Source organism: Exiguobacterium sp. GL_137 (assembly GCF_057834585.1).
The window spans coordinates 1,008,109-1,028,340 of the sequence record NZ_CM174406.1; the positions used below are offsets into that span (position 1 = coordinate 1,008,109).

Here is a 20,232-nt window from a genome sequence, read left to right on the forward strand (position 1 = left end):
CAAGTCTTGAAAGTTGCTGTATCAACCGTGGCGTTTATTTCTGAACATCTTGTTTTCGTGACTTTTGAACCTGGAATATTTTTTGTGGAGAAGAATAATCAGCCGGTTGACCTGTTCTCAAGAAAAAAACAGGACCATCGGACTCTTGAATAACTGAATGAATTTTGATTCAGTTTAGTTCGAGGGATTTTAAGGTCTTTTGTCCAGCTTCTCAGATGCGAAAGGAGGTGTAAAAATGAGGAGGTAAGACGAGCACATACATATGTAACCAAGGGGGAAACACAGTATGAATTGGAAGTCGAAAATCAGCGGGGCGCTTGTCGCTGCACTTGCACTCGGGTCAATTTCGTTTACACCAGTCATCGCTAAAACAGAACCAACGAAAATCGTTGCCGGACCTCAGATGGTCACGTCACAATCGACAATCGACGCGTACTACCTACCAGCGTCGAGTAAGACAGGAGCAGCATTAAAAGCCTCACTGCACGATATCATCGATAACCATACGCAAGTATCATACGATACGGTTTGGACTGCTCTGAAGGAAACGGATCAAGATCCGAACAATGCAAATAATGTCATCGAACTTTACACGGGTAAATCGATTGCCAAGAGCAGTAATGGTGGGAACGTCGGTCAATGGAACCGGGAGCATGTCTGGGCAAAGTCGCACGGTGATTTTGGAACAAGCAACGGACCGGGAACAGATTTGCATCATCTTCGGGCAGAAGACGTCGTCGTCAACAGCGCACGGGGGAATCTTGATTTTGATAACGGCGGAACGAAGTATGCCGGGTGTGACTGCTACCGCGACAGCGATTCATGGGAACCACCGACACGTGTCAAAGGCGATATCGCACGCATGATCTTCTACATGGCAGTACGCTATGAAGGCGGCGGTGAAATTGATTTAGAAGCATCAGAAAACGTCAGCAACGGCACGAATCCACTTCATGGCAAATTGTCGACGCTAAAAGCATGGAACAAACTTGATCCGGTCGATGCGACGGAAATCAGACGAAACGATATCATCTTTGAGAAGTGGCAGAAAAACCGGAATCCGTTTATCGATCACCCGGAATACGTGACATCAATTTGGGGAAATTAATGTCAGGCAGATAAGGAAGAGCGACACACCGATTTTTTGCGGAAGTGTCGCTCTTTTTGCTGAGAAAACGAGTTGAAACCTTTTGAGTGGTGAGGCGTATAGAAAGAGGTGATAAAAAGACAGCAGGATCTTACCACTGAGGGGACATAATTATGAAGAATACAGTTAAACATATCATACGCCGTTTTTATAAAACCGGTCTTGGATTACTCTTATTGCTCACCGTATTCTGGTTCAGTATCGGTTGGTTCGTCGCAAAGGGGGAACGACCGCTTGCGAACGGAAAACATCCTTACGTCATCGTGCTTGGAGCCGGTGTCAAAGGGGAGAAACCCTCGTTGATTTTAAGCAACCGGATTGAGGCAGCTGTCCGGTACGGAAAACAATTTCCGGATACAACATTCATCTTAAGCGGAGGACAAGGGGACGGAGAAGCGATTTCGGAAGCGGAAGCGATGCGACGGGGAATGCTTCAAGGTGGAATCAGTGAAGAACGGTTGTTGCTGGAAGATCAATCGACATCGACGACTGAAAATCTGACGTTTTCAAAACGACTGTTACCGGAATCGGAAAACCGTGTCTCGATCGTGACGTCGGACTTCCATTTGTACCGTGCCCGAAAAGAGGCGGAACAGATGGACTTAAAGACCGACGCTGTTCCGGCTGAGACACCACTGTCTGGCGTCTTGCGTTACGGAATGCGGGAACGTGTTGCGATTGTCGTAAAATACTTCCAATGAAAAAAAAACCTTCCCGGATTGTCCCGGAAAGGTTTCATTAAATTATTTATTTTGCTGTGACTGATCTTGTTTCGAATCATCGTGTTGCGTGTTGTTCGGTTGGTGCTCAGGAGGCGCCTCCTCTTTTCCGAGTGCCACATCTTTCGCTTCAACGACTTTACTGCTAATCGAGTTGAGATCTCCTTTAGCTTCAGTGACCGTATCTTTGACGGACGACGCATCAGTCTTGACGGTATCAAGCTCCGTGTTGACTTTGTCATACACGTTTTGGACGTCGGATGCGACTTCCTGGATGATGCTTGAAGCGCTTTTCACTTGGTTGATGACTTGTGATGCTTTGCCTGACGGATCTTCTTTAATCGATGAAGCGAGCGTTGAGACAGAGTCTTTAGCACCGCGCAGGCTTTGTTTCGTATTTTGACGGCTAGATGAGCTGAGTAACGTCAGAAGACCGCCGACGACTGCACCTAGCAGCATTCCTGTAAGTAAACTGACTTGACGACCAGATGAAGTTTCCTGATCGAACTGGCGATTCGGATTTTCGGCATGTACAGCATGAGGATCGTTTGGTAAGTTTGGTTGCATGATTGACACTCCCTTAAAGTATGATTTGACACCATGATAGGAATATACCCTTATCTCACAACTAAAAACATGCATTTGTAATACAACAAAAAGACCATCCAATGATATGATGGTCTGAGACGATTTGATGGTGTTACGGCCGGTGCTTGTCATCGTGCTTTTCAGTTAATTTACGGTTGATTTCATCGTAATCGATTTCGATGTCATCCTTGTTGCCTTTATAGCCGTAACCCTTTGAAATCACGAGGATTGAAGCGACTAAGACGAAGACAATGATTAGAATGGAGACGACATAAAGCCACATGATCCATTCCCCCTTTCATTCTTCTATAGTATGACGGAAAAAGCAGCTTTCGTCTAAACGAAAATGTAAATTGTATGCTAAACTATTTTCAATGAATATGTGGATAGAGCGAGGTGACGACATGAGTATACTGGTCGTAGATGATGAGTTTACGAATTTGATGATTTTAGAACGATTGCTTGAAAATGAAGGATACGATGTGGTCAAGGCGATGAGCGGGGAAGAAGCGCTAGAGCTGATGGAAGATCCGTTGTTCATTGAAACACTGGACGTTGTATTACTTGACGTCGAAATGCCTGGAATCAGTGGCATTGATGCGACACGTCTGATTCGTAAACGGTTTGGCCTGGATGAGTTACCGATCGTCATCGTATCAGGTCGATCGAATGAGGAAGATATTGCAGACGGACTTGATGCCGGTGCTTCCGATTACACGACGAAACCAATTCGGAAAACGGAACTGCTCGCCCGTGTCCGAAATGCGATGTCGCTCAAACAGGCGATTGACGCCCGAAAGCGCTACGAAAAAGTCTTGCAGGAAGACTTTGATTTAGCACAAAAGCTTCAGCAAAGCGTGTTAAGTGCAAACATCGAGGACGAAGACATCCGGATCATGGCGACATACATTCCGTCGAAAAAGCTGGCAGGCGATATGTATGCCTGGTACCGGATTTCGCCGAAAAAATACGGAATCATTTTATTTGATGTCATGGGACACGGTGTATCGTCTGCGTTGATTACGATGGGAATGAGTTCGATTTTATTTGAACTCGTGCACCGCATCGGAGATCCGGCGAAAGTTCTCGAGGAATTAAACAAACAGATGAGCCGCCTGTTCCCGGGTGATGAAACAGAAATTTACTTTACGGCCGTGTACTTGTACATCGAACTGGATGAGATGAAACTCAGTTATGCAAATGCCGGGCATCCACCGGGCTTGCTGCGGATGGGGAATCAAATCATTCCGCTTGAAAATACGGGATTACCAGTCGGGATGTTCGAAGATTCTGAGTATACGAGCCAGACGATTGACCTCGTTTCGCCAGGTTGTGTCTACTTGTATACAGATGGCTTCATGGAATTGTACAGTAAGGGAATCGATGAAGGAATCAGTGCGATTCGTGAATTGATTCAGGAACAGGGACCGGCGATTCATCAATTGATTCAACCGGATCAAAGTGATGATGCGGACGATTTATGTCTCGTGACCATCGAAATCAACTAATCTGCAAAAAAACCACTTTCCTTTTGATGGACTTAGGTAGAGGGCCGAAGAGACAGTCGTCTCAACACGCGTTTCTAGGCTAAGGCATTCAAAAAGTAAGTGGTTTTTTGTCCATCCATTCATACGCACTAAAAGAAACGGCGGCGCCATAAAATAAAGGCGGCTAAGCCAGAGAAGAAAATCATCATGCCGAAGACAATCCAAAAGCCCATGACTTCGCCTTCCCACGGCACATGAACGTTCATCCCGAACATTCCGGAAATCATGGTCGGGATCGAGATGACAATCGTGATCGACGCGAGAAACTTCATGACGAAGTTGACATTGTTTGAGATGACGGAACCAAACGTATCCATCGTTGAGCTGATAATATCTTTATAGATTTGGGCCATTTCCATGGCCTGGCGGTGTTCAACGAACACATCTTCGAGCAGGTCTTCATCGTCTTCGTGTTTTTCAAGACTCGGTGTTTTGATGATCCGGTCGAGTACTCCGTCGTTTGACTTCAAAGAAGTCATGAAATACACAAGTGATTTTTGTAAATTCATTAATTGGAAAATTTCTTGATTTCGCATCGAACGTTGTAATTCTTCCTCGAGCTCATCCATCCGGCGGTCGATTTGCCGCAGGAACCGGAGATACGAAGAACTGACTTTATATAAGATTTGAAAGACGAATCGGGAACGGTAATTCGTCCGGAACGCGCGGAGTTTTCCGCTTGAGAATAACGTCAGGACATCCAACTGTTGCGAACAGACGGTGATGAAGTGTCTTGACGTCACGATGATACCGAGTGGAATCGTATTGTAACGGCGTCCGGATGATTCTTCTTCAATGTAAGGAACGTCGACAATCATCAACAAACCTTCATCATCTTTCTCGAAACGAGGTTTTTCCTCGACATCAAGTGGGTCATAAATAAAATCCTCAGGAATTTTCGTAGCAGCGATGACTTGATCGGCTTCGTCTTTTGTCGGATTGACAAGATGAATCCAGGAACCTTTCGTAAACTCCTGAATTTCGTTGACTGCCCCCGTCACATCACTTCGATAAATCGTCAACATTGTCTATCCCTCCTGCTCTTCACTTTTTTATTATAGGAATACTATATCGACCGTGTAAATGATTCTCAGATTTTTTTTTAAAACGAATAGTGATAATATAGAAAAGAGGAGGGGAAAAGATGCCTTTTTTTAATGAAAAGAAGTTAGAAGAACTACGTCTGATTGCAGGCGGTGATGATGTATTCTTGCAAAAAATCGGTGAGACGTATATTGCCCAGTTTGATCGGAAGTTTCCGGAATTGAAGGATGCGGTCGAAGCAAACGATGCCGAACAGACGGAAAAATTAGCTCATTTACTTAAGGGTGCCTCCTATTCCGTTGCGGCGGATGACTTAGCGGATGACTTTGAATTGCTGGAAAAAGAGGCGGAGACAGGCTCAGTCGAGAATGCGGCCGGTGTTTTGACCCGGATTGAAGACTGCATGGTAGATTTCAGAAAAATTTGGCTGAATGTATTTCTCGGAAAAAACAGTGATTTCGTTTAATAAAATACGTCTAAACAAATAACCGTTTCCTGATTAGTCAGGAGACGGTTATTTGTTTAGGAAACTATTAGTCAGAGCACGTATGTATCGACGGTTTCAATCAGTCGACCGATTTCTGGTTTTGTAATCTGTGCGTTCACACCGACAGATTCGCCTTTATGACGGAGGTCATCCGAAATCAAGGATGAGAAGACGACGATTGGTAACTCCGCATAACGATCATCTTCGCGCAATCGTTTCGTCAAATGCAGTCCATCCATCTTCGGCATCTCGATGTCGGTAATCAAGAGATCGCAGTCGCTGCCTGCCTCAAACGCGTCCAATGCATCTTTACCATTGATGAACCATTTCAAGCCATGATAACCGGCTTCCTCCAGCGTTTCAATAATGAGAGTCCGGAGCATTTCCGAATCTTCCGCAATCCAAATCGTTTTGTTCGACCGGTTGCGGGGTGAAACACGGCGGCCTTCTTCGCGGGCAAAGATGTCTTTGCGGGAAAGTTCCAGCGCAATTTTCTCATAATCAAGCAAGATAATCATCTTGTCTCCCGTCTTGACGACACCATTCGTCAATCCTTCGATGCCGCGGGCAAGTTCGTTTGGTGTATCAATCTGTTCCCATGAAATACGACGGATTTCCGTTACGGAATCGACACGGAGGACACTCTTCTCGCCGTTAAACTCACAGATGATCAAGCGATCATCCGTTGTTTCTTCGTGGGCCACACCAATGACAGTCGGTAAATCGATGACCGTCATGACTTCACCCCGAAGCTCGATCAACCCTTTGACGGCGTCCGGTGTTCCGGGTAATGGTGTCATCGGTAACGGAACGATGATTTCCCGGACTTTCATGACATTGATGCCGAACGTATACGGTCCGCAATGAAAAATAACGATTTCCAATTCATTTGTTCCAGCTTCTAATAAAATATCGTGTTGATTGTACACGTAATTGAGCCCCTTTCCATCCTGCACTGCACTTCTGACTAGTTATCGGCAGAAAGAAGCGATTCTTCCACATCAAAAAGAATAAAAAAGTTATTGAAATCGCTTTCATTTTATGTTAAGCAAAAAGTTTGGCATTTGTCTGACCAATTGATTACAATAGGCTATGCAGCCACACACTGAAGTGAGAGAGAAAAAATAAATGGAGGTCGAGTGGAATGACTACAGCAACAACATACACATACTTATTAGACGGGCAATGGCAGGAAAGTGAATCCAATGAAACCATTGAAATTTCTTCTCCTTATAAAGAAGATACAGTCGGTCGCGTTCAAGCGATGACAAAATCAGAAGTAGACCGGGCTATTTCGTCTGCTAAAACAGCACAAGCGCAGTGGGCGAAAGTCCCTGCCAACAAACGGGCCGAATTGCTTCATGCCTGGGCAACGGAGTTAGAAAAACGTGCGGACGAAATTGGTAAAGTCATCATGCGTGAAGTTGGTAAAGGGCTTGCTGACGGAATCAAAGAAGTCAAACGGACGGCGGAAATCATCCGTTATACAGCAGAAGAAGGCCTTCGTTTTGACGGTCAAATGATGCAAGGAGACTCATTCCCGGGTGGAAGTGCTAAAAAAATCGCAATCATTAAAAAAGCACCGCTCGGCGTCGTACTGGCGATTTCACCGTTTAACTATCCAGTCAATCTTGCGGCTGCGAAACTTGCACCGGCTTTGATGACAGGAAACGCCGTCGTCTTCAAACCGGCAACACAAGGTTCAATCAGTGGTACGTTGATGGTTGAAGCACTTGTCGCGGCAGGATTGCCGTCAGGTCTTGTTAACCTCGTGACAGGACGCGGTTCAGTCATCGGAGATTATTTGACAGCGCATCCGGGCATCAACATGATTACTTTTACAGGTGGTACAGCAACAGGACAACACTTGTCACGTCAATCAGCGATGATTCCACTCGTTCTCGAACTTGGTGGGAAAGACCCGGCCCTCGTTCTTGAGGATGCGGATCTCTCGCTAGCGGCAGATCACATCATCAGCGGTGCGTTTTCGTATTCCGGACAACGTTGCACAGCCATCAAACGAGTATTTGTTCTTGAAGAACAGGCAGATGCGCTTGTCGCAGAATTGTCTGCCCGGATCGCGAAATTGACAGTCGGTTCGCCGGAAGACGAAAGTGTTGTCGTCCCGTTGATCGATGCGAAATCAGCTGATTTCGTCGAAGGATTGATTACAGATGCAAAAGAAAAAGGGGCAACGCTCGTTACAGGCGGAAACCGGACGGCGAACCTGATTGAGCCGACACTGTTTGACCACGTGACACGCGATATGCGGATTGCATGGGAAGAACCATTCGGACCGGTCTTACCCGTCATCCGTGTCAACTCGGTCGAGGAAATGATTGCCTATGCGAACGAATCGGAATACGGTCTTCAAGCAAGTGTCTTCACGGAAAACATCGACGCAGCATTCAGTGTCGCAGATGCGCTTGAAACGGGTTCTGTCCAAATTAACGGTCGGACGGAACGTGGTCCCGATCATTTCCCATTCATCGGTGTAAAATCATCGGGTCTTGGTGTACAGGGTGTCGGACGAAGCCTCGCTTCGATGACACGCGATAAAGTAACAGTGCTCAACTTAAAATAAGAACAATTTTTATGGAAGCGACCTTTCAATCTGCGGAAAGGTCGCTTCTTTTTGCATCCAAATGCTATCGTCAGCCGTATTCTTTTTAGAACTTTAGTGATTTGAGGGCGACAAAGTTTGCCGCTGTCGCTTCTTTCTCTCTATAATGAAGGAAACCATCCAGAGAGAAGAGGGGTTTACCGATGCGACAAGAAGATGAAATCTTTACGTTACCGATTCCGACACCATTTCCTGTCGGAGATATCAATTGTTATCTGCTACGGACCGATACGGAAACCATTTTAATCGATTGTGGTCCGGATACGGATCAAGCCTGGCAAGCCATGCAAGATGGTCTCGGGAAAATCGGAGTGACGGTTTCGATGCTCGATAAAGTGATCGTGACGCACCACCATGCGGATCATGCCGGGCTTGCCTATCGTTTTTCCGAACAGGGGATTCCGATTTATGGACATGCCCGACTAAGACCCTACTTAGAACAAGATCAAGCGTTTTTGAGCAGGGGGGATGATTTCCTGCAACGATTGGCCTTGTCGTTTGGTGTGCCGGACGAAATACGGGCGCTTTTACCAAGTTATTTATCCGCTTTGAAATGGCTCGGGAAGGGACAACTGGATCATGTCCTGCAAGAAGGGGACGCGATTACGACGTCAGGCGCCTATCGAGTCATTGAACTGCCGGGACATGCGAGCGATCAAATCGGTATTCTCGGTCAGTCGGGAGTTCTGTTTGCAGCAGATCATCTGCTGGCGCGTGTCGAACCGAATCCGTTGCTCGAGCAACCGCAACCCGGAGATGAATCGGACATGAAACGGCCGGTTCTCGCTTATATGCGCTCTTTGCGCAAACTGCAGGGAGAACGGATCGAGATTGCCTACACCGGACACGGTGAGCCGATTCGCGATGTTCCGTCCTTGATTGAAGAACGTTTGTTGCAACGTAAAGCGCGCGGCGAACAGTTGCTGAAGCATATCGTAGGTACGAAAACGCTGTTTGAACTCGCACAAGTGACGTACGGAAACCGTTTAAAGAAATCGTTCCCGCTCGTCATGAGTGAGATGAAAGCCCGCCTCGACTACCTCGTGGCCAGTGGACAGATCCTTGTCGAAAAACAGGACGGAATTTTACGGTATACGCGAAAGGGCAGTGAACATGAATCTCATGAATAAAACGGTCGTCTTGACCGGTGCCTCCAGTGGACTCGGGGAAGCTCTTGCATACGAGCTGAACCGGCAGGGGGCGAACTTAATCTTAGTCGCCCGGCGGGAAAATCGGTTGCAACAGATTGCAAAGACACTTCAAGCGGAATACGTGGTTTATGATTTAGAACATTCACCGGAGCGTCTGGCTGATCAAATAGCTGAACGATATGGCATGATTGATGTATTAATCAACAATGCCGGGTTCGGGGAGTTCAGTTTTTTAGAGGAGACGACGATTGAGACCATCGAATCAATGAACCGGGTCAATGTCCTGACGCCGATTCGATTGACGAAAGCCTGTCTCCCGCTGTTTCGTCCACATGGCATGATTGTCAACGTGGCAAGTCAGGCAGGGAAGTTACCTACACCTAAGTCGACGATTTATTGTATGACAAAAGCCGCCTTATATCAGTTTTCCAATGCTTTGCGTCTTGAACTGAGGCCGAAGGGGCTTCATGTCATGACCGTTAATCCTGGCCCGATTGCGACGGAATTTTTTGTTCGGGCGGATCTCAGCCGGAAATACGAAAATAACGTTGCGAGCATCGTGTTGTCGAAAGAAAAATTAGCACGAACGGTTACCCGGGCCATCATCCGCGAAAAACGCGAGGTCAATGCACCTTTGTGGATGGAAGGTTCGGCAAAAGCCTACGGATTGTTTCCGCGGGTCATTGAATGGCTTGGTAAGTCAGGCTTTGATAAAAAATAAAGGGGATTTTCACACATGATAAAACAAATGACTGCAATCGCAGCAACAGGCCTGCTTCTTGCCGGATGTGCGTCTCCAACAGCACCGGTTCAGGAAAAAGTATTAGGTTCTTCCTATACATCGATTGAAAAGGACGCAAACGCAACGACTGTCCGGATGTATATGTGGGGCGGCGATGAGGGGATCAATACCTATATCGATGAATACGTGGCACCAAAAGTAAAAAAAGAGCACAACATTACGCTGAAGCGGGTTCCGATTGAAACAGCCGATTTGATTCAAAAGCTCCGGGCGGAAAAGAAAGCCGGGAAAGAAACGGGCGTCATTGATGTCGTCTGGATTAACGGCGACAACTTCCGGAATGCGAAAAAGGACGGCTTGTTATACGGTGAGATCACGAAAGTGTTGCCAAACATGAAATATGTCGATCCACAGGCACAAGGGTCAGACAGCGGGACGCCGACCGATCATTTGGAAGCGGCATGGGGAAAAGTTCAATATACGTTCCATTACGACAAGGCGAGTGTCGCGAACCCACCGAAGGACCTCCAGGAACTCAAAAGTTGGGTGAAAGAAAATCCGGGCAAATTCACGTATCCGGAAGTGACGGACTTTACGGGGAATGCGTTCGTCCGCCATGTCATGTACGGGGTGGAGTCAAAAGAAACGTTAAAAGATCCGAAAGCAGACTTTAAGAAGACCTGGGCGTATTTAAACGAACTGAAGCCTTATTTATGGAAAGAGGGCAAAACGTATCCGAAAACACTGGCACAGCTTGACCAGTTGTACGCTAAAGGAAGTGTTGCGTTCACGATGGGCTTCAACGAACGCCGGGCGGAACAGGAAGTGAAGTCAGGGACATTCCCGAAAGAGACACGTCCGCTCGTCTTGACCGACGGTTCGATCGCTTCGACCCATTTCCTGTCGATTCCGTTTAATGCGCCGAATCCGAATGGAGCACTCGTTACGATCAACACGTTGTTGTCGCCGGATGCTCAACTCAAGAAATTCGATGGCACGTATTGGGGAGACGGAACAAGTTTAGATTTGACGACAGTAAGCTCAACGGAACGACAGGCATTTGAAGACGTTCCGGCAGCTGCGTCAACACCGAAACCGGCAGCATTCGACGGCAAAGTCCGTGCGGAACTGGATCCGGCATTCTTTGATGTGATCCGGAAAGACTGGCCGGAACGTGTGGCGCGGTAATGCCTGGCCAGCCACCTTGCTGATTACCGGTATGGTCGGTTATGGTCTTTTCGTCAGTCTGTCGATGACGGCTTGGGAAGATTACAGCCGATTGTTCCGAGACCCGGTATTTTTGGAAAGTATCGGGATCAGTTTATACGTGGCAGTCAGCAGTACGGTACTGTCTGTATTGATCGGGGCCTGGCTGGCTGGATTTTTCGCCAAACAAACGGGGTGGACGGCGCAGGTTTTGGCCGTTCCGTTATTTTTACCCCATCTTGGCGCCGCCTATTTGGCCATTCTTTATTTGAGCGATTTACCGGTCATCGGTCCGCATGAAGTGAATCAATTCAGTATCATCCTGACGTATCTCTACAAAGAAATTCCGTTTGTCTTTTTTTATTTGTTACCGGTTTACCGGCGCCTTGATCACCGGTATGAAGAACTCGGATTAATGCTCGGACTGTCGCGACTGAAACGGTTTTGGCATGGAAAAGGCGTATTTTTACTGTTTCCCGTCCTCGAGGCAGCGTTCATTGTTTTTGCCTTTACCTTATTTGCTTACGAAGTCCCGGCGCTGCTCGGTGTGACGTATCCGAAGCTGATTGGCGTCTATACGTTTGATTTATATACGCAAGGGGATTTATCCCGTCAACCGGAAGCCTTTGCCATCAGTGTTCTTTTGACCGGAATCTTATTTTTGCTGTTAGTGATCTTTACACGTACGATTCGTCCGTTAACGGAGCGGATCAGTAAGGGGCGGGTAGAATGAAGAGAAGGGCAATAACAGCAGGAATCGGATTGCTAGTACTCGTTCCGTTACTCGGATTGATTCCGTCGACCTGGACCTGGAACCCGCGATTATTCGAAACGTTGACGACAACGGTTTCAATGATTGCGGTCTTGACATTTCTCAATCATTTGATTGGTTATGTCACAGGAAAGGCGATTGCGTTTCGGGCGGGACGACTCATCCGGTATATGGAACTGTTGATCAGTTTGCCGCTTTTCCTGCCGGTGTTATTATTGTCGTTTGGTCTCTATCTGACGTGGATCCGGTTAGGGCTCGCCGATCAATTTATCGGTGTACTGTTGGTTTTACTGCTTCCGACGTTACCGTACACGATCCGGATGTATACGAATGCGTTTCAAGCACTGGGTGAACAGATGATGGAGCAAATGGTGTTGATTGAACCAAGCCGGTTGAAACGGTTTCTTTTTTTGACAGGACCGATGATGCGTTCTGCGATCCAGTCCGTCACGTTACTTGTAACGGTCATCGCCTTGAGTCAGTATGCGCTCGTTACCTTAATCGGGGGCGGAGTCGTTCAAATGATTGCCCTTGAAGCGTTTCCGTTCTATTCCGGCAATTCCTTGGTTGCCGCTAAAGAAGCGACGATTTGGTTATTGGTTTTACCTTTTTTGATTTATTTTGTGCAACTCATTTTATTAGAAGGATGGGTGCAAGTAGTTCGGAGGCTGTTAGATGGACGTTACGATTCAGCACGTCAATAAACGATTTGGCCAAAAACAAGTCCTGCAGGCGATTGATTTACACATTCCGTCCGGTCAATGTGTTGCACTTGTTGGTCCGAGTGGAAGCGGGAAAACGACGCTGCTGCGATTGATTGCAGGTCTTGAGAAAGTATCAGGCGGTATCATTCGTTTCGGTGAAACCGACATGACGCACGCTGCTCCAAATCAACGGGGGGTGACGATGTTGTTCCAACGTCCGTTACTGTTCCCTCATTTGACGGTCGGACAAAATATCCGGATTGGTATGGCGACAGGTCGTCAACAGGACGTCCAAGAGTGGTTGACCAAAGTCGGATTAACAGGGCGGGCCGATGCCTATGTCCATGAATTATCCGGCGGAGAGCAACAACGGGCCAGTCTTGCACGGGCTTTGGCAAGCGGACCGAATTTCCTGTTGCTTGACGAACCGTTCTCAAGTCTTGATTTACCACGCCGCCGTGAACTGCGGACGCTGATTCGGCGCTTAACGGTCGCAGAAGGTGTGACGACGTTACTTGTCACGCATGACCGTGAGGAAGCGATGGCGATGGCGGATTATGTTTACGTCATGGAACAGGGACAAATCATTGATCAGGGACATCCGATTGAATTAGCGCAAAAAAGTCCATTTTTTGGTGACGGATTGTATCTGGACGGAGAGTGGTATCCGTTATCCGAAGTGAAGTTGGTCTTAAGACCGACGAACGGATTACAGGAACGTGTTACGATTACGAAAGAGCTGACACAGTACGGTGTTCGATTTTATGAAGTTGAACGCCAGACGGGAGAGCGGCTTGTCGTTCAAACGACAGAGACGTTCAGTGAGAAAGTGACAGCTTATCTTGTGAGGAAGGAGGGGTAGCATGTTAGATACGCGCGCCAGAAAAGTCGTCCAGCCCCTTTTTGAGCAAATGGCGACATTATTGAAGAAGATGGGGCTTTCAGCCAACCAAGTGACAATCATTTCCGGCATCATCGGTGCTTCGACCGGTTTCTTTGTCTATAACGATATGATGGGAATTGCAATTTTATTATTATGGCTGTCGGGAGCGCTTGATGTCGTCGATGGCACGATGGCACGACGGGAAAAAACAACGCCGATCGGAACGATTCTTGATTTAGTCCTCGACCGGATCGTGGAATTATCCGTCCTGATTGGTATTGCCCTGCGCTTTCCGGAGACGCAGGTCGTTATTTTATTACTCGTCGCTTCATTCGTCATCGGTATGACGATGTTTCTTGCAATCGGTGCAGTCAGCGATAATTACGGATTCAAATCATTTCAGTATCAGCCGGGTCTTGTCGAACGGACGGAAGGATTTCTTTTCCTGACTGCAATGTTACTGTTCCCAAGCGCCATCATTTGGATTGCCGTCATCTTTTTGATTGCTGAATTGTACACAGTCGGCGAACGGTTTTATCAAGCGTCGAAGGTGTTGCGATGAGTGAATCGGAACAGTTGATGGTCGTCGATTCATCCGGTCAGCGGCTGTATCCGGAGACCCGGGAAACGGTACACCGGGATGGATTATGGCATGAAACGTTTCATTGCTTTGTCATTGATCTCGACAAAGGACACGTTTTGTTACAGCAACGGGCGAAGCAGAAAAAGGATTTTCCGGATTTGATTGATATCACGGCTGCCGGACATCTGCTCGCAGGTGAGACGCCAAGGGATGGAATCCGCGAACTCAAAGAAGAGATTGGGCTTGTCCGGCAGTTTAATCAGTTGTTCCCCCTTGGCGTTTTCCTGGAAGAGTTGATAGTAGGGGACTTGAAAGATCGTGAACGAGTCCATCTGTTCCTGGCGGATTCACCAATGCCGCTCGAACATTATGTCCTGCAAACAGAAGAGGTCAGTCGATTGATCGCCTTACCATTTTCTGAATTTGTACGACTGGCAGACGGGACAGCAGAAACGTTTGAGACAGTTGATCAAGAAATCCTCCGGCGAAATCAATTCGTCCCGCATCCGCTTGCATACTTTAGACGTGTGAGCGAAGGGATTCAAGCATATCGTGTACAACAAATGTAACGAAAGGACGGTCACGCTATTTTCTGCGGAAGTCCTTTCGTCTTTTTTTTGTGGTAAAGCTAGGCAAAAAGTAGCATAATGGACATTTCTTTGAGATAATTAACAATATATACATTTGATGAAAGAAGGTGCAGCCAGTGGCGTTACGATTTGCATTGCTCGGACTGCTAACTCAAGGAGAAGCGACCGGATATGATTTAAGTACGACGTTCAAAAAACAGATGACACACTTTTGGACGGCGCATCATACACAAATTTACCGTGAATTATTGAAGATGGAAGACGATCAGCTTGTGACGAGCGTCTATATCGTCCAAGAAGACTTACCGGATAAAAAAGTCTATTCGATTACGGAAGCCGGTCAAACGGCACTTGTCGCCTGGTTGCGTGCACCAAGCGAATTCAAGCCGAAGATGAAAGATGAAAATTTGATGCGGGTGTCATTATTGCATCTCTTGCCGCCGGATGAAGCGATTCTGTATTTGGAGGAATCGAAGCGACATCATCAGTTTGCCGTCGATATGATGAAGGTCTGGCGGAAAGATCATTTAGAAAACGGGGCAACGCTCGGGGAAACCTTGACGAGTGAATACGGCTTACGCATGATGCTGAATTATCTCGACTGGTGTGACTGGGCGATGGAGGAAATAAAGAAAAGTCAGACGAATGTCTGAACCATACAGTGATGTCATCAATCCTTTGTCAAAACAGGGGATTGTTTTTTTGCGTCGTCAAAAGAGCATTCGAGACAGACGATATGGTACAGTAAATGAATTGTAAAGGGATTAGAGGAGGACTACGAACGTGAGTGTATTTACAGATTATGAAGAATGGTTGGATGAAGTCACGGATGAGATGATTGAACATCAAGTGCATTACGCCGTCGCAGAACTGAAATTAGGCGGAGAGATCGGTGACTATTATGAAGAATCCGGATTGATTGACCGGTTTGTCACGCAACAGTTGGTCTGGTTATCGTTTGAGGAAATGGAACAGATTTTAGATGAAGCGGGAGAGCTGAATCTTGAAATCGTAGCAGACGAAGCAGAATCAGATGTACAACGGTCACAAGTCAAACAGATTCTGAAGCAATCGATTAAACAACAGCTGGTGCTGAAGTCGCAACCGTTCGTCGCGACACGCCTCGAACAATTGCGTCAGGAGCATCCATCTGTCAAAGATCAGTTTGAAGAAGTCCGGTCGGCATACAATCAGGTCGGTCATCTCCTGAAGACGGGGCCGGAACCGACGATTATCCCAAAACGGTGGTACCGGCGGGAACGGGTTGTTCCCCGTGCGTTCACTCCGGCGGAACAAACGAGTTTAGAGCAGGAACATCTCGAGCTGACACCACAATACGAAACACAAAAACAGAAACTTGAAGAACTGAGTCGTGAAATCGCAGCGTATGAGCGGGTTTTACTATAAAGTAAAAACAACAAACCCCTTTTCGGTGCAGACACCGGAAAGGGGTTTTCACTTGCAGGATTGAGTTAGACGGTTGCGAGTTTAGCAATGACGAGTTTAGCGACAGCTTCACTTGATGCAGGATTTTGACCTGTGATGACGTTACCGTCGATGACAGCAAATTCTTTTCCGGCATCGGAAGTCAGGAAGGTTGCCCCTTCACCGCGTAATGTAGTTTCAAGTAAGAACGGAACTTTGTCTTCGAGTCCTGTTGATTTTTCTTCTTCATCCGTGAAGCCGTTGATTTGACGACCTGATACGAATGGTTTGCCATCAATCGTAACGTGGGCAAAGGCAGCAGGACCGTGGCAAACGGATGCGACGATACCGTCTTTTTTGACCATCGCTTCGATTGCACCTGCGACGAGCGGATTATTCGGGAAATCGACGACTGCCCCGTGACCGCCTGGGAAGTAAACAGCATCAAATGATGTAGCATCTACATCCGCAAGTGGCGTCGTGTCGTGTAAGGCACGGCGTGCTTCCTGGAATTTAGGCAGGATTTCTTTCACCATTGATGCCTTATCGATCGGAACGTCGCCGCCTTTGACCGAAACGACCGTGACATCATGACCGGCTTCTTTGAACAGGTTATATGGTGCAGCAAACTCCTCGAACCATAAACCGGTTTTATGGCCGTTCATTTCGTCAGCACTTGTAGATACGATTAAAATTTTTGACATGATAAAAACTCCTCCTCTGTAATAACGTTACAAAGAAGAAGTTTCCCTGCTGTTGAAAAAATCAAACCTCACCGGTGTTCTGTATACGTATGGACGGGAAGAAGTGATAAGACATGCGCAATCTGTTCAGCCGTCAACGGTTCCCGCATCGCGTGCAGATTCGACTGCAGTTGCGACACGCTTGACGCACCCGGCAGCACGATATCAGCTTGTTGATCAATGGCTTGCAGTGCCATGGCCGGGAGGGGATAGTCTTGTAACGTCGATAAAATGTGTTCCAGCTGTTCCTTATCGTACTGTTCGAACCGGTCGACCGATTGAAGACGAGACGTGCTCTCTGTAGTCAGAAGACCTTTGGCGAGCGGTCCGCGGGCAACGAGTTTAATGTTTCGCTCTTGAAGTCGCGGCAACAACTCTTCAATCCGTCGGTCGAGCAGAGAATAAGGTGTCATCAAATAACTGAAATCACTATGGTCAAGCCAATAGTTGATGACGTTTGGACGGAGTGACGAGAGGCCGTATTCTTTGATCCGTCCTTCTTCCTGCAAGTCTTTCATGGCACGAATTGAAGCGTCCAAATCATCGTCCATCGTTCCGCCATGGACATAATAGAGGTCGAGATACGGTGTTTCGAGACGGTTCAGACTCTCAATACACGCTTTTTTCAGGTAGTCGTAGCTCGGGTCCCATGTCCAGCCGGTCCCCGTATCATTCATCCGGTTGCCGCCTTTTGAGGCCAAAAACATCCGGCTGCGATCTTCCGGTGAAAAAGTCTGTCCAATCAGTGACTCGACTGCGCCGTTGGCATAGACATCTGCTGTATCGAAGTGGACGATGCCTTCGTCGAGCGCTGTCCGAAGTATCTCGGTTGCTTCCTCTTGACCCCGTTTTAAAATCGTCATCGTACCTAAACCTAGTGTCATATCAATCCCTCATTTCTTTCGACTAGTGCTACTGAGTATCAGTTTAGCATATTTGATACAGGATGTTCCCGGATGGATTTGTAAGGAATGGGCATTCCGTAGGAAAAGGAAACAGACTTGCAACGGGAATCAAAAAACAGGCATACTGTGAAAGAGAAGAAATTCGATTAGAAGAGGTGTCTATGATGGAAGAAAAAACATTAGAGCGGGAAGTTATTTATGAAGGAAAAGTCTTTAACGTCGAGAAACATGTCGTCAGTCTTCCGAACGGTAATACATCTGTCCGTGAATTGGTCTATCATAACGGCGCAGTCGCAATCATTGCGTTTGACGAAAAGGGAGATTTGTTAGTCGTCGAGCAATACCGGAAAGCGTTTGAACAATTATCGATTGAAATCCCGGCCGGAAAACTGGAAAAAGGGGAAAATCCGGAAGAGTGCGCAGGACGTGAATTGAAGGAAGAGACCGGATACGCGGCAGATGAGCTGACGCATGTGTTTGATTTTTACGGAGCACCCGGTTTTTGCAGCGAACGCGTACATATTTATGAAGCAACGGGTTTGACTGCGGGACAACGCCAACTCGATCCGGATGAATTCTTGGAGAACCAAACGTTGGCGCTTGAACGGGCACTTGAACTTGTCGCAGACGGGACGATTGTCGATGCCAAAACGATCATGGCGATTCAGCATTGGCACATTCGTACATTAAAATCATTCTAAAACGAATGATTTTCAGTTGATAATCATTTTAATTTGAAAAACAGTAGATTATCGGCTATGATAAAACCATCAGTTTCGACCAAAGGGGGCGCTATGATGGAAAGTCGTGTTGAACGCATTAAAAAACAGCTGAGCGGTAAAGGATATAAGCTGACTCCCCAACGTGAAGCGACCGTACGGATCTTACTGGAGCATGAGTCGGACCACTTAAGTGCAGAGAATGTCTTTTTATTGGTCAAAGAAAAAAACTCAGACATTGGACTTGCGACGGTCTACCGGACACTTGAATTATTAACGGAGCTTGAAGTCGTTGATAAAGTCAATTTCGGAGACGGCGTATCCCGATTTGATTTACGGCAGGAAGGTGCGAGCCATTCGCATCATCATCTCGTCTGTATCGAATGCGGATCTGTCGAGGAAATCCTAGATGATATGTTAGAAGAAGTCGAAAAAGAAATTGTCACGCGTTTCCAATTTAAAATCAAAGATCACCGCTTGACGTTCCATGGTGTATGTCGCGTTTGCCAGGAGCGGCATGCACGCGAAGCACTGGAACAATCACAAACACAAACCGTCTGACTGTCCTCATCAAAAAGGGGACGGTTTTTCTTTTTGAAAAATATAGGTCAGACCTCTTCACAACGGTTTACACCTTTGATATGATTGGAAAGTAAGCGATTTCTTAATGATAGAGGATGAGTTCAGTGAGGCAACAACTGGAGACATTTATCGACTATTTAGTGATTGAGCGGCAGATGTCAGCGAACACGGCAGCTGCTTATCGAAATGATTTAAACCAGTATTTGACGACGCTTGAACAGCAAGGGATTTCGTCCGCGGAAGAAGTCACACGCCACCATATTGTCCTTCATATTGAATCCTTGTTACAGGCGCAAAAATCACGGTCGACGGTCCGGCGGTCGACGAGCTCGATTCGATCGTTCCATCAGTTTTTAGTGGAACGTCAAATTGTCCGCCATGATCCGTCACGTCATCTTGATTTGCCGAAACCGGATAAAAAACTGCCGGTCGTTTGGAGTCAAACCGATATCGTCCGTTTGCTTGATTCGGTCGTCGGAAATGATCCGCTTGTCCGACGGGATGCAGCAATGCTTGAATTGCTCTACGGAACCGGTATGCGTGTCAGTGAATTGTTACAGTTGACACTGAGTGATCTGCAACTTGAACTTGGTTACTTGTCCTGTCTTGGAAAAGGTAACAAAACCCGGATTATCCCGATCAGTCAGACAGCGATTGACAGCGTCTCGACTTATCTTGAGCTGGCCCGCAACAGTCTCGGTGGACGGCAAACGGATTATGTGTTCCTCAACAGTCGCGGCGATCGTTTATCGCGGCAGGGTTTTTGGAAGATGATTAAACGCCGGGCAAAAGAAGCGGGAATTGAAAAAGACATCACTCCCCACGTCTTGCGTCATTCGTTTGCGACCCATCTTCTTGAGAACGGAGCAGACTTGCGTGTCGTTCAGGAAATGTTAGGGCATGCCGATTTATCGACGACGCAAATGTACACACATGTCAATAAAGCCAGGCTGCATGATGTCTATAAGAACCATCATCCCCGTGCATGATGGTTTTACGCTTAAAAGGTCTGACTTCAGACAAATAGGGTGTTTTGTCTAGTCCATTTACGGGAAAATTCTAACGGGATTTA

Annotated in this window: 24 protein-coding genes; 18 read left to right on the top strand and 6 right to left on the bottom strand. The window is 47.0% G+C overall.

The genetic code is table 11. The features are described from left to right. Window positions 1-286 precede the first annotated feature (286 nt). On the top strand, window positions 287-1,108 hold the full coding sequence (locus AC3IRK_RS05200) for an endonuclease I family protein (RefSeq protein ID WP_426354954.1): 822 nt from the start codon (window positions 287-289) through the stop codon (window positions 1,106-1,108). Window positions 1,109-1,260: 152 nt separating this feature from the next. Then, complete coding sequence (locus AC3IRK_RS05205) at window positions 1,261-1,848, top strand: YdcF family protein (protein ID WP_131503059.1); 588 nt, start codon at window positions 1,261-1,263, stop codon at window positions 1,846-1,848. A gap of 42 nt (window positions 1,849-1,890) precedes the next feature. Here AC3IRK_RS05205 and AC3IRK_RS05210 read toward each other — a convergent pair whose 3' ends face one another. Both AC3IRK_RS05210 and ytzI read right to left on the bottom strand, forming a co-directional pair. Continuing rightward, window positions 1,891-2,433 (bottom strand): hypothetical protein, encoded by a 543-nt coding sequence (locus AC3IRK_RS05210; RefSeq protein WP_131973149.1) that lies wholly within the window; start codon window positions 2,431-2,433, stop codon window positions 1,891-1,893. Window positions 2,434-2,566: 133 nt separating this feature from the next. Further along, window positions 2,567-2,737, bottom strand: coding sequence for a YtzI protein (ytzI, locus tag AC3IRK_RS05215; protein ID WP_131503056.1), 171 nt, complete (start codon window positions 2,735-2,737; stop codon window positions 2,567-2,569). 121 nt (window positions 2,738-2,858) lie between these two features. Between ytzI and AC3IRK_RS05220 the strand changes: the two genes are divergently transcribed. Further along, window positions 2,859-3,962, top strand: a complete 1,104-nt coding sequence (locus AC3IRK_RS05220; protein WP_131973148.1) for a PP2C family protein-serine/threonine phosphatase — start codon at window positions 2,859-2,861, stop codon at window positions 3,960-3,962. A gap of 128 nt (window positions 3,963-4,090) precedes the next feature. Here AC3IRK_RS05220 and AC3IRK_RS05225 read toward each other — a convergent pair whose 3' ends face one another. Further along, window positions 4,091-5,026, bottom strand: a complete 936-nt coding sequence (locus AC3IRK_RS05225) for a magnesium transporter CorA family protein (protein WP_131503054.1) — start codon at window positions 5,024-5,026, stop codon at window positions 4,091-4,093. A 119-nt stretch (window positions 5,027-5,145) separates the two neighbouring features. Between AC3IRK_RS05225 and AC3IRK_RS05230 the strand changes: the two genes are divergently transcribed. Continuing rightward, complete coding sequence (locus AC3IRK_RS05230; RefSeq protein ID WP_188005281.1) at window positions 5,146-5,511, top strand: Hpt domain-containing protein; 366 nt, start codon at window positions 5,146-5,148, stop codon at window positions 5,509-5,511. A 71-nt stretch (window positions 5,512-5,582) separates the two neighbouring features. Here the strand turns inward: AC3IRK_RS05230 and AC3IRK_RS05235 are convergent, their stop codons facing one another. Beyond that, a complete protein-coding gene (locus AC3IRK_RS05235; RefSeq protein ID WP_131503052.1) occupies window positions 5,583-6,461 on the bottom strand; it encodes a chemotaxis protein CheV in 879 nt (292 codons plus the stop codon). A 215-nt stretch (window positions 6,462-6,676) separates the two neighbouring features. Here AC3IRK_RS05235 and AC3IRK_RS05240 point away from each other — a divergent pair, with 215 nt between their 5' ends. The 11 genes from AC3IRK_RS05240 to AC3IRK_RS05290 all read left to right on the top strand — a co-directional run bounded on the left by AC3IRK_RS05240 (window position 6,677) and on the right by AC3IRK_RS05290 (window position 16,193). Then, window positions 6,677-8,116, top strand: a complete 1,440-nt coding sequence (locus AC3IRK_RS05240; RefSeq protein WP_131973146.1) for an NADP-dependent glyceraldehyde-3-phosphate dehydrogenase — start codon at window positions 6,677-6,679, stop codon at window positions 8,114-8,116. Window positions 8,117-8,298: 182 nt separating this feature from the next. Beyond that, window positions 8,299-9,285: an MBL fold metallo-hydrolase gene (locus tag AC3IRK_RS05245; protein WP_131503050.1), complete on the top strand. Its 987-nt coding sequence runs from the start codon at window positions 8,299-8,301 to the stop codon at window positions 9,283-9,285. Further along, window positions 9,269-10,027 carry an SDR family NAD(P)-dependent oxidoreductase gene (locus tag AC3IRK_RS05250; protein WP_131973145.1) on the top strand — a complete coding sequence of 253 codons (759 nt, stop codon included), beginning with the start codon at window positions 9,269-9,271 and terminating at the stop codon, window positions 10,025-10,027. Before AC3IRK_RS05245 ends, AC3IRK_RS05250 begins: the two co-directional genes overlap by 17 nt. Window positions 10,028-10,042: 15 nt before the next feature. Further along, the gene (locus AC3IRK_RS05255) at window positions 10,043-11,236 is read left to right on the top strand and encodes an ABC transporter substrate-binding protein (protein WP_131973144.1); all 1,194 of its coding nucleotides are present in this window, start codon (window positions 10,043-10,045) and stop codon (window positions 11,234-11,236) included. After that, window positions 11,223-11,987 (top strand): ABC transporter permease, encoded by a 765-nt coding sequence (locus tag AC3IRK_RS05260; RefSeq protein ID WP_489170474.1) that lies wholly within the window; start codon window positions 11,223-11,225, stop codon window positions 11,985-11,987. The genes AC3IRK_RS05255 and AC3IRK_RS05260 overlap by 14 nt, the downstream gene beginning before the upstream one ends. After that, window positions 11,984-12,730: an ABC transporter permease subunit gene (locus AC3IRK_RS05265; protein WP_489170475.1), complete on the top strand. Its 747-nt coding sequence runs from the start codon at window positions 11,984-11,986 to the stop codon at window positions 12,728-12,730. The genes AC3IRK_RS05260 and AC3IRK_RS05265 overlap by 4 nt, the downstream gene beginning before the upstream one ends. Continuing rightward, window positions 12,702-13,592 carry an ABC transporter ATP-binding protein gene (locus AC3IRK_RS05270; RefSeq protein ID WP_489170476.1) on the top strand — a complete coding sequence of 297 codons (891 nt, stop codon included), beginning with the start codon at window positions 12,702-12,704 and terminating at the stop codon, window positions 13,590-13,592. The genes AC3IRK_RS05265 and AC3IRK_RS05270 overlap by 29 nt, the downstream gene beginning before the upstream one ends. A gap of 1 nt (window position 13,593) precedes the next feature. Next, the gene (locus tag AC3IRK_RS05275; protein ID WP_026828828.1) at window positions 13,594-14,175 is read left to right on the top strand and encodes a CDP-alcohol phosphatidyltransferase family protein; all 582 of its coding nucleotides are present in this window, start codon (window positions 13,594-13,596) and stop codon (window positions 14,173-14,175) included. Beyond that, window positions 14,172-14,765, top strand: a complete 594-nt coding sequence (locus AC3IRK_RS05280) for an NUDIX hydrolase (RefSeq protein ID WP_131973143.1) — start codon at window positions 14,172-14,174, stop codon at window positions 14,763-14,765. The genes AC3IRK_RS05275 and AC3IRK_RS05280 overlap by 4 nt, the downstream gene beginning before the upstream one ends. A 137-nt stretch (window positions 14,766-14,902) precedes the next feature. Then, on the top strand, window positions 14,903-15,439 hold the full coding sequence (locus AC3IRK_RS05285; RefSeq protein WP_026828826.1) for a PadR family transcriptional regulator: 537 nt from the start codon (window positions 14,903-14,905) through the stop codon (window positions 15,437-15,439). 130 nt (window positions 15,440-15,569) lie between these two features. After that, window positions 15,570-16,193 (top strand): hypothetical protein, encoded by a 624-nt coding sequence (locus tag AC3IRK_RS05290; RefSeq protein ID WP_131503043.1) that lies wholly within the window; start codon window positions 15,570-15,572, stop codon window positions 16,191-16,193. Between the two features lie 65 nt (window positions 16,194-16,258). Here the strand turns inward: AC3IRK_RS05290 and AC3IRK_RS05295 are convergent, their stop codons facing one another. Then, window positions 16,259-16,915 carry a type 1 glutamine amidotransferase domain-containing protein gene (locus AC3IRK_RS05295; protein WP_489170477.1) on the bottom strand — a complete coding sequence of 219 codons (657 nt, stop codon included), beginning with the start codon at window positions 16,913-16,915 and terminating at the stop codon, window positions 16,259-16,261. A gap of 68 nt (window positions 16,916-16,983) precedes the next feature. Then, window positions 16,984-17,838, bottom strand: a complete 855-nt coding sequence (locus AC3IRK_RS05300) for an aldo/keto reductase (protein WP_131503041.1) — start codon at window positions 17,836-17,838, stop codon at window positions 16,984-16,986. A 185-nt stretch (window positions 17,839-18,023) separates the two neighbouring features. On the opposite strand from AC3IRK_RS05300, the gene AC3IRK_RS05305 reads away from it, so the two are divergent. The 3 genes from AC3IRK_RS05305 (at window position 18,024) to xerD (ending at window position 20,149) form a co-directional block, all read left to right on the top strand. Further along, the gene (locus AC3IRK_RS05305; RefSeq protein WP_131973142.1) at window positions 18,024-18,560 is read left to right on the top strand and encodes an NUDIX hydrolase; all 537 of its coding nucleotides are present in this window, start codon (window positions 18,024-18,026) and stop codon (window positions 18,558-18,560) included. A gap of 96 nt (window positions 18,561-18,656) precedes the next feature. Beyond that, the gene (fur, locus tag AC3IRK_RS05310) at window positions 18,657-19,139 is read left to right on the top strand and encodes a ferric iron uptake transcriptional regulator (RefSeq protein ID WP_026828821.1); all 483 of its coding nucleotides are present in this window, start codon (window positions 18,657-18,659) and stop codon (window positions 19,137-19,139) included. Between the two features lie 125 nt (window positions 19,140-19,264). Beyond that, entirely contained in the window at window positions 19,265-20,149 is an 885-nt protein-coding gene (gene xerD / locus AC3IRK_RS05315) for a site-specific tyrosine recombinase XerD (RefSeq protein ID WP_114596255.1), read from the top strand. Window positions 20,150-20,232 lie beyond the last annotated feature (83 nt).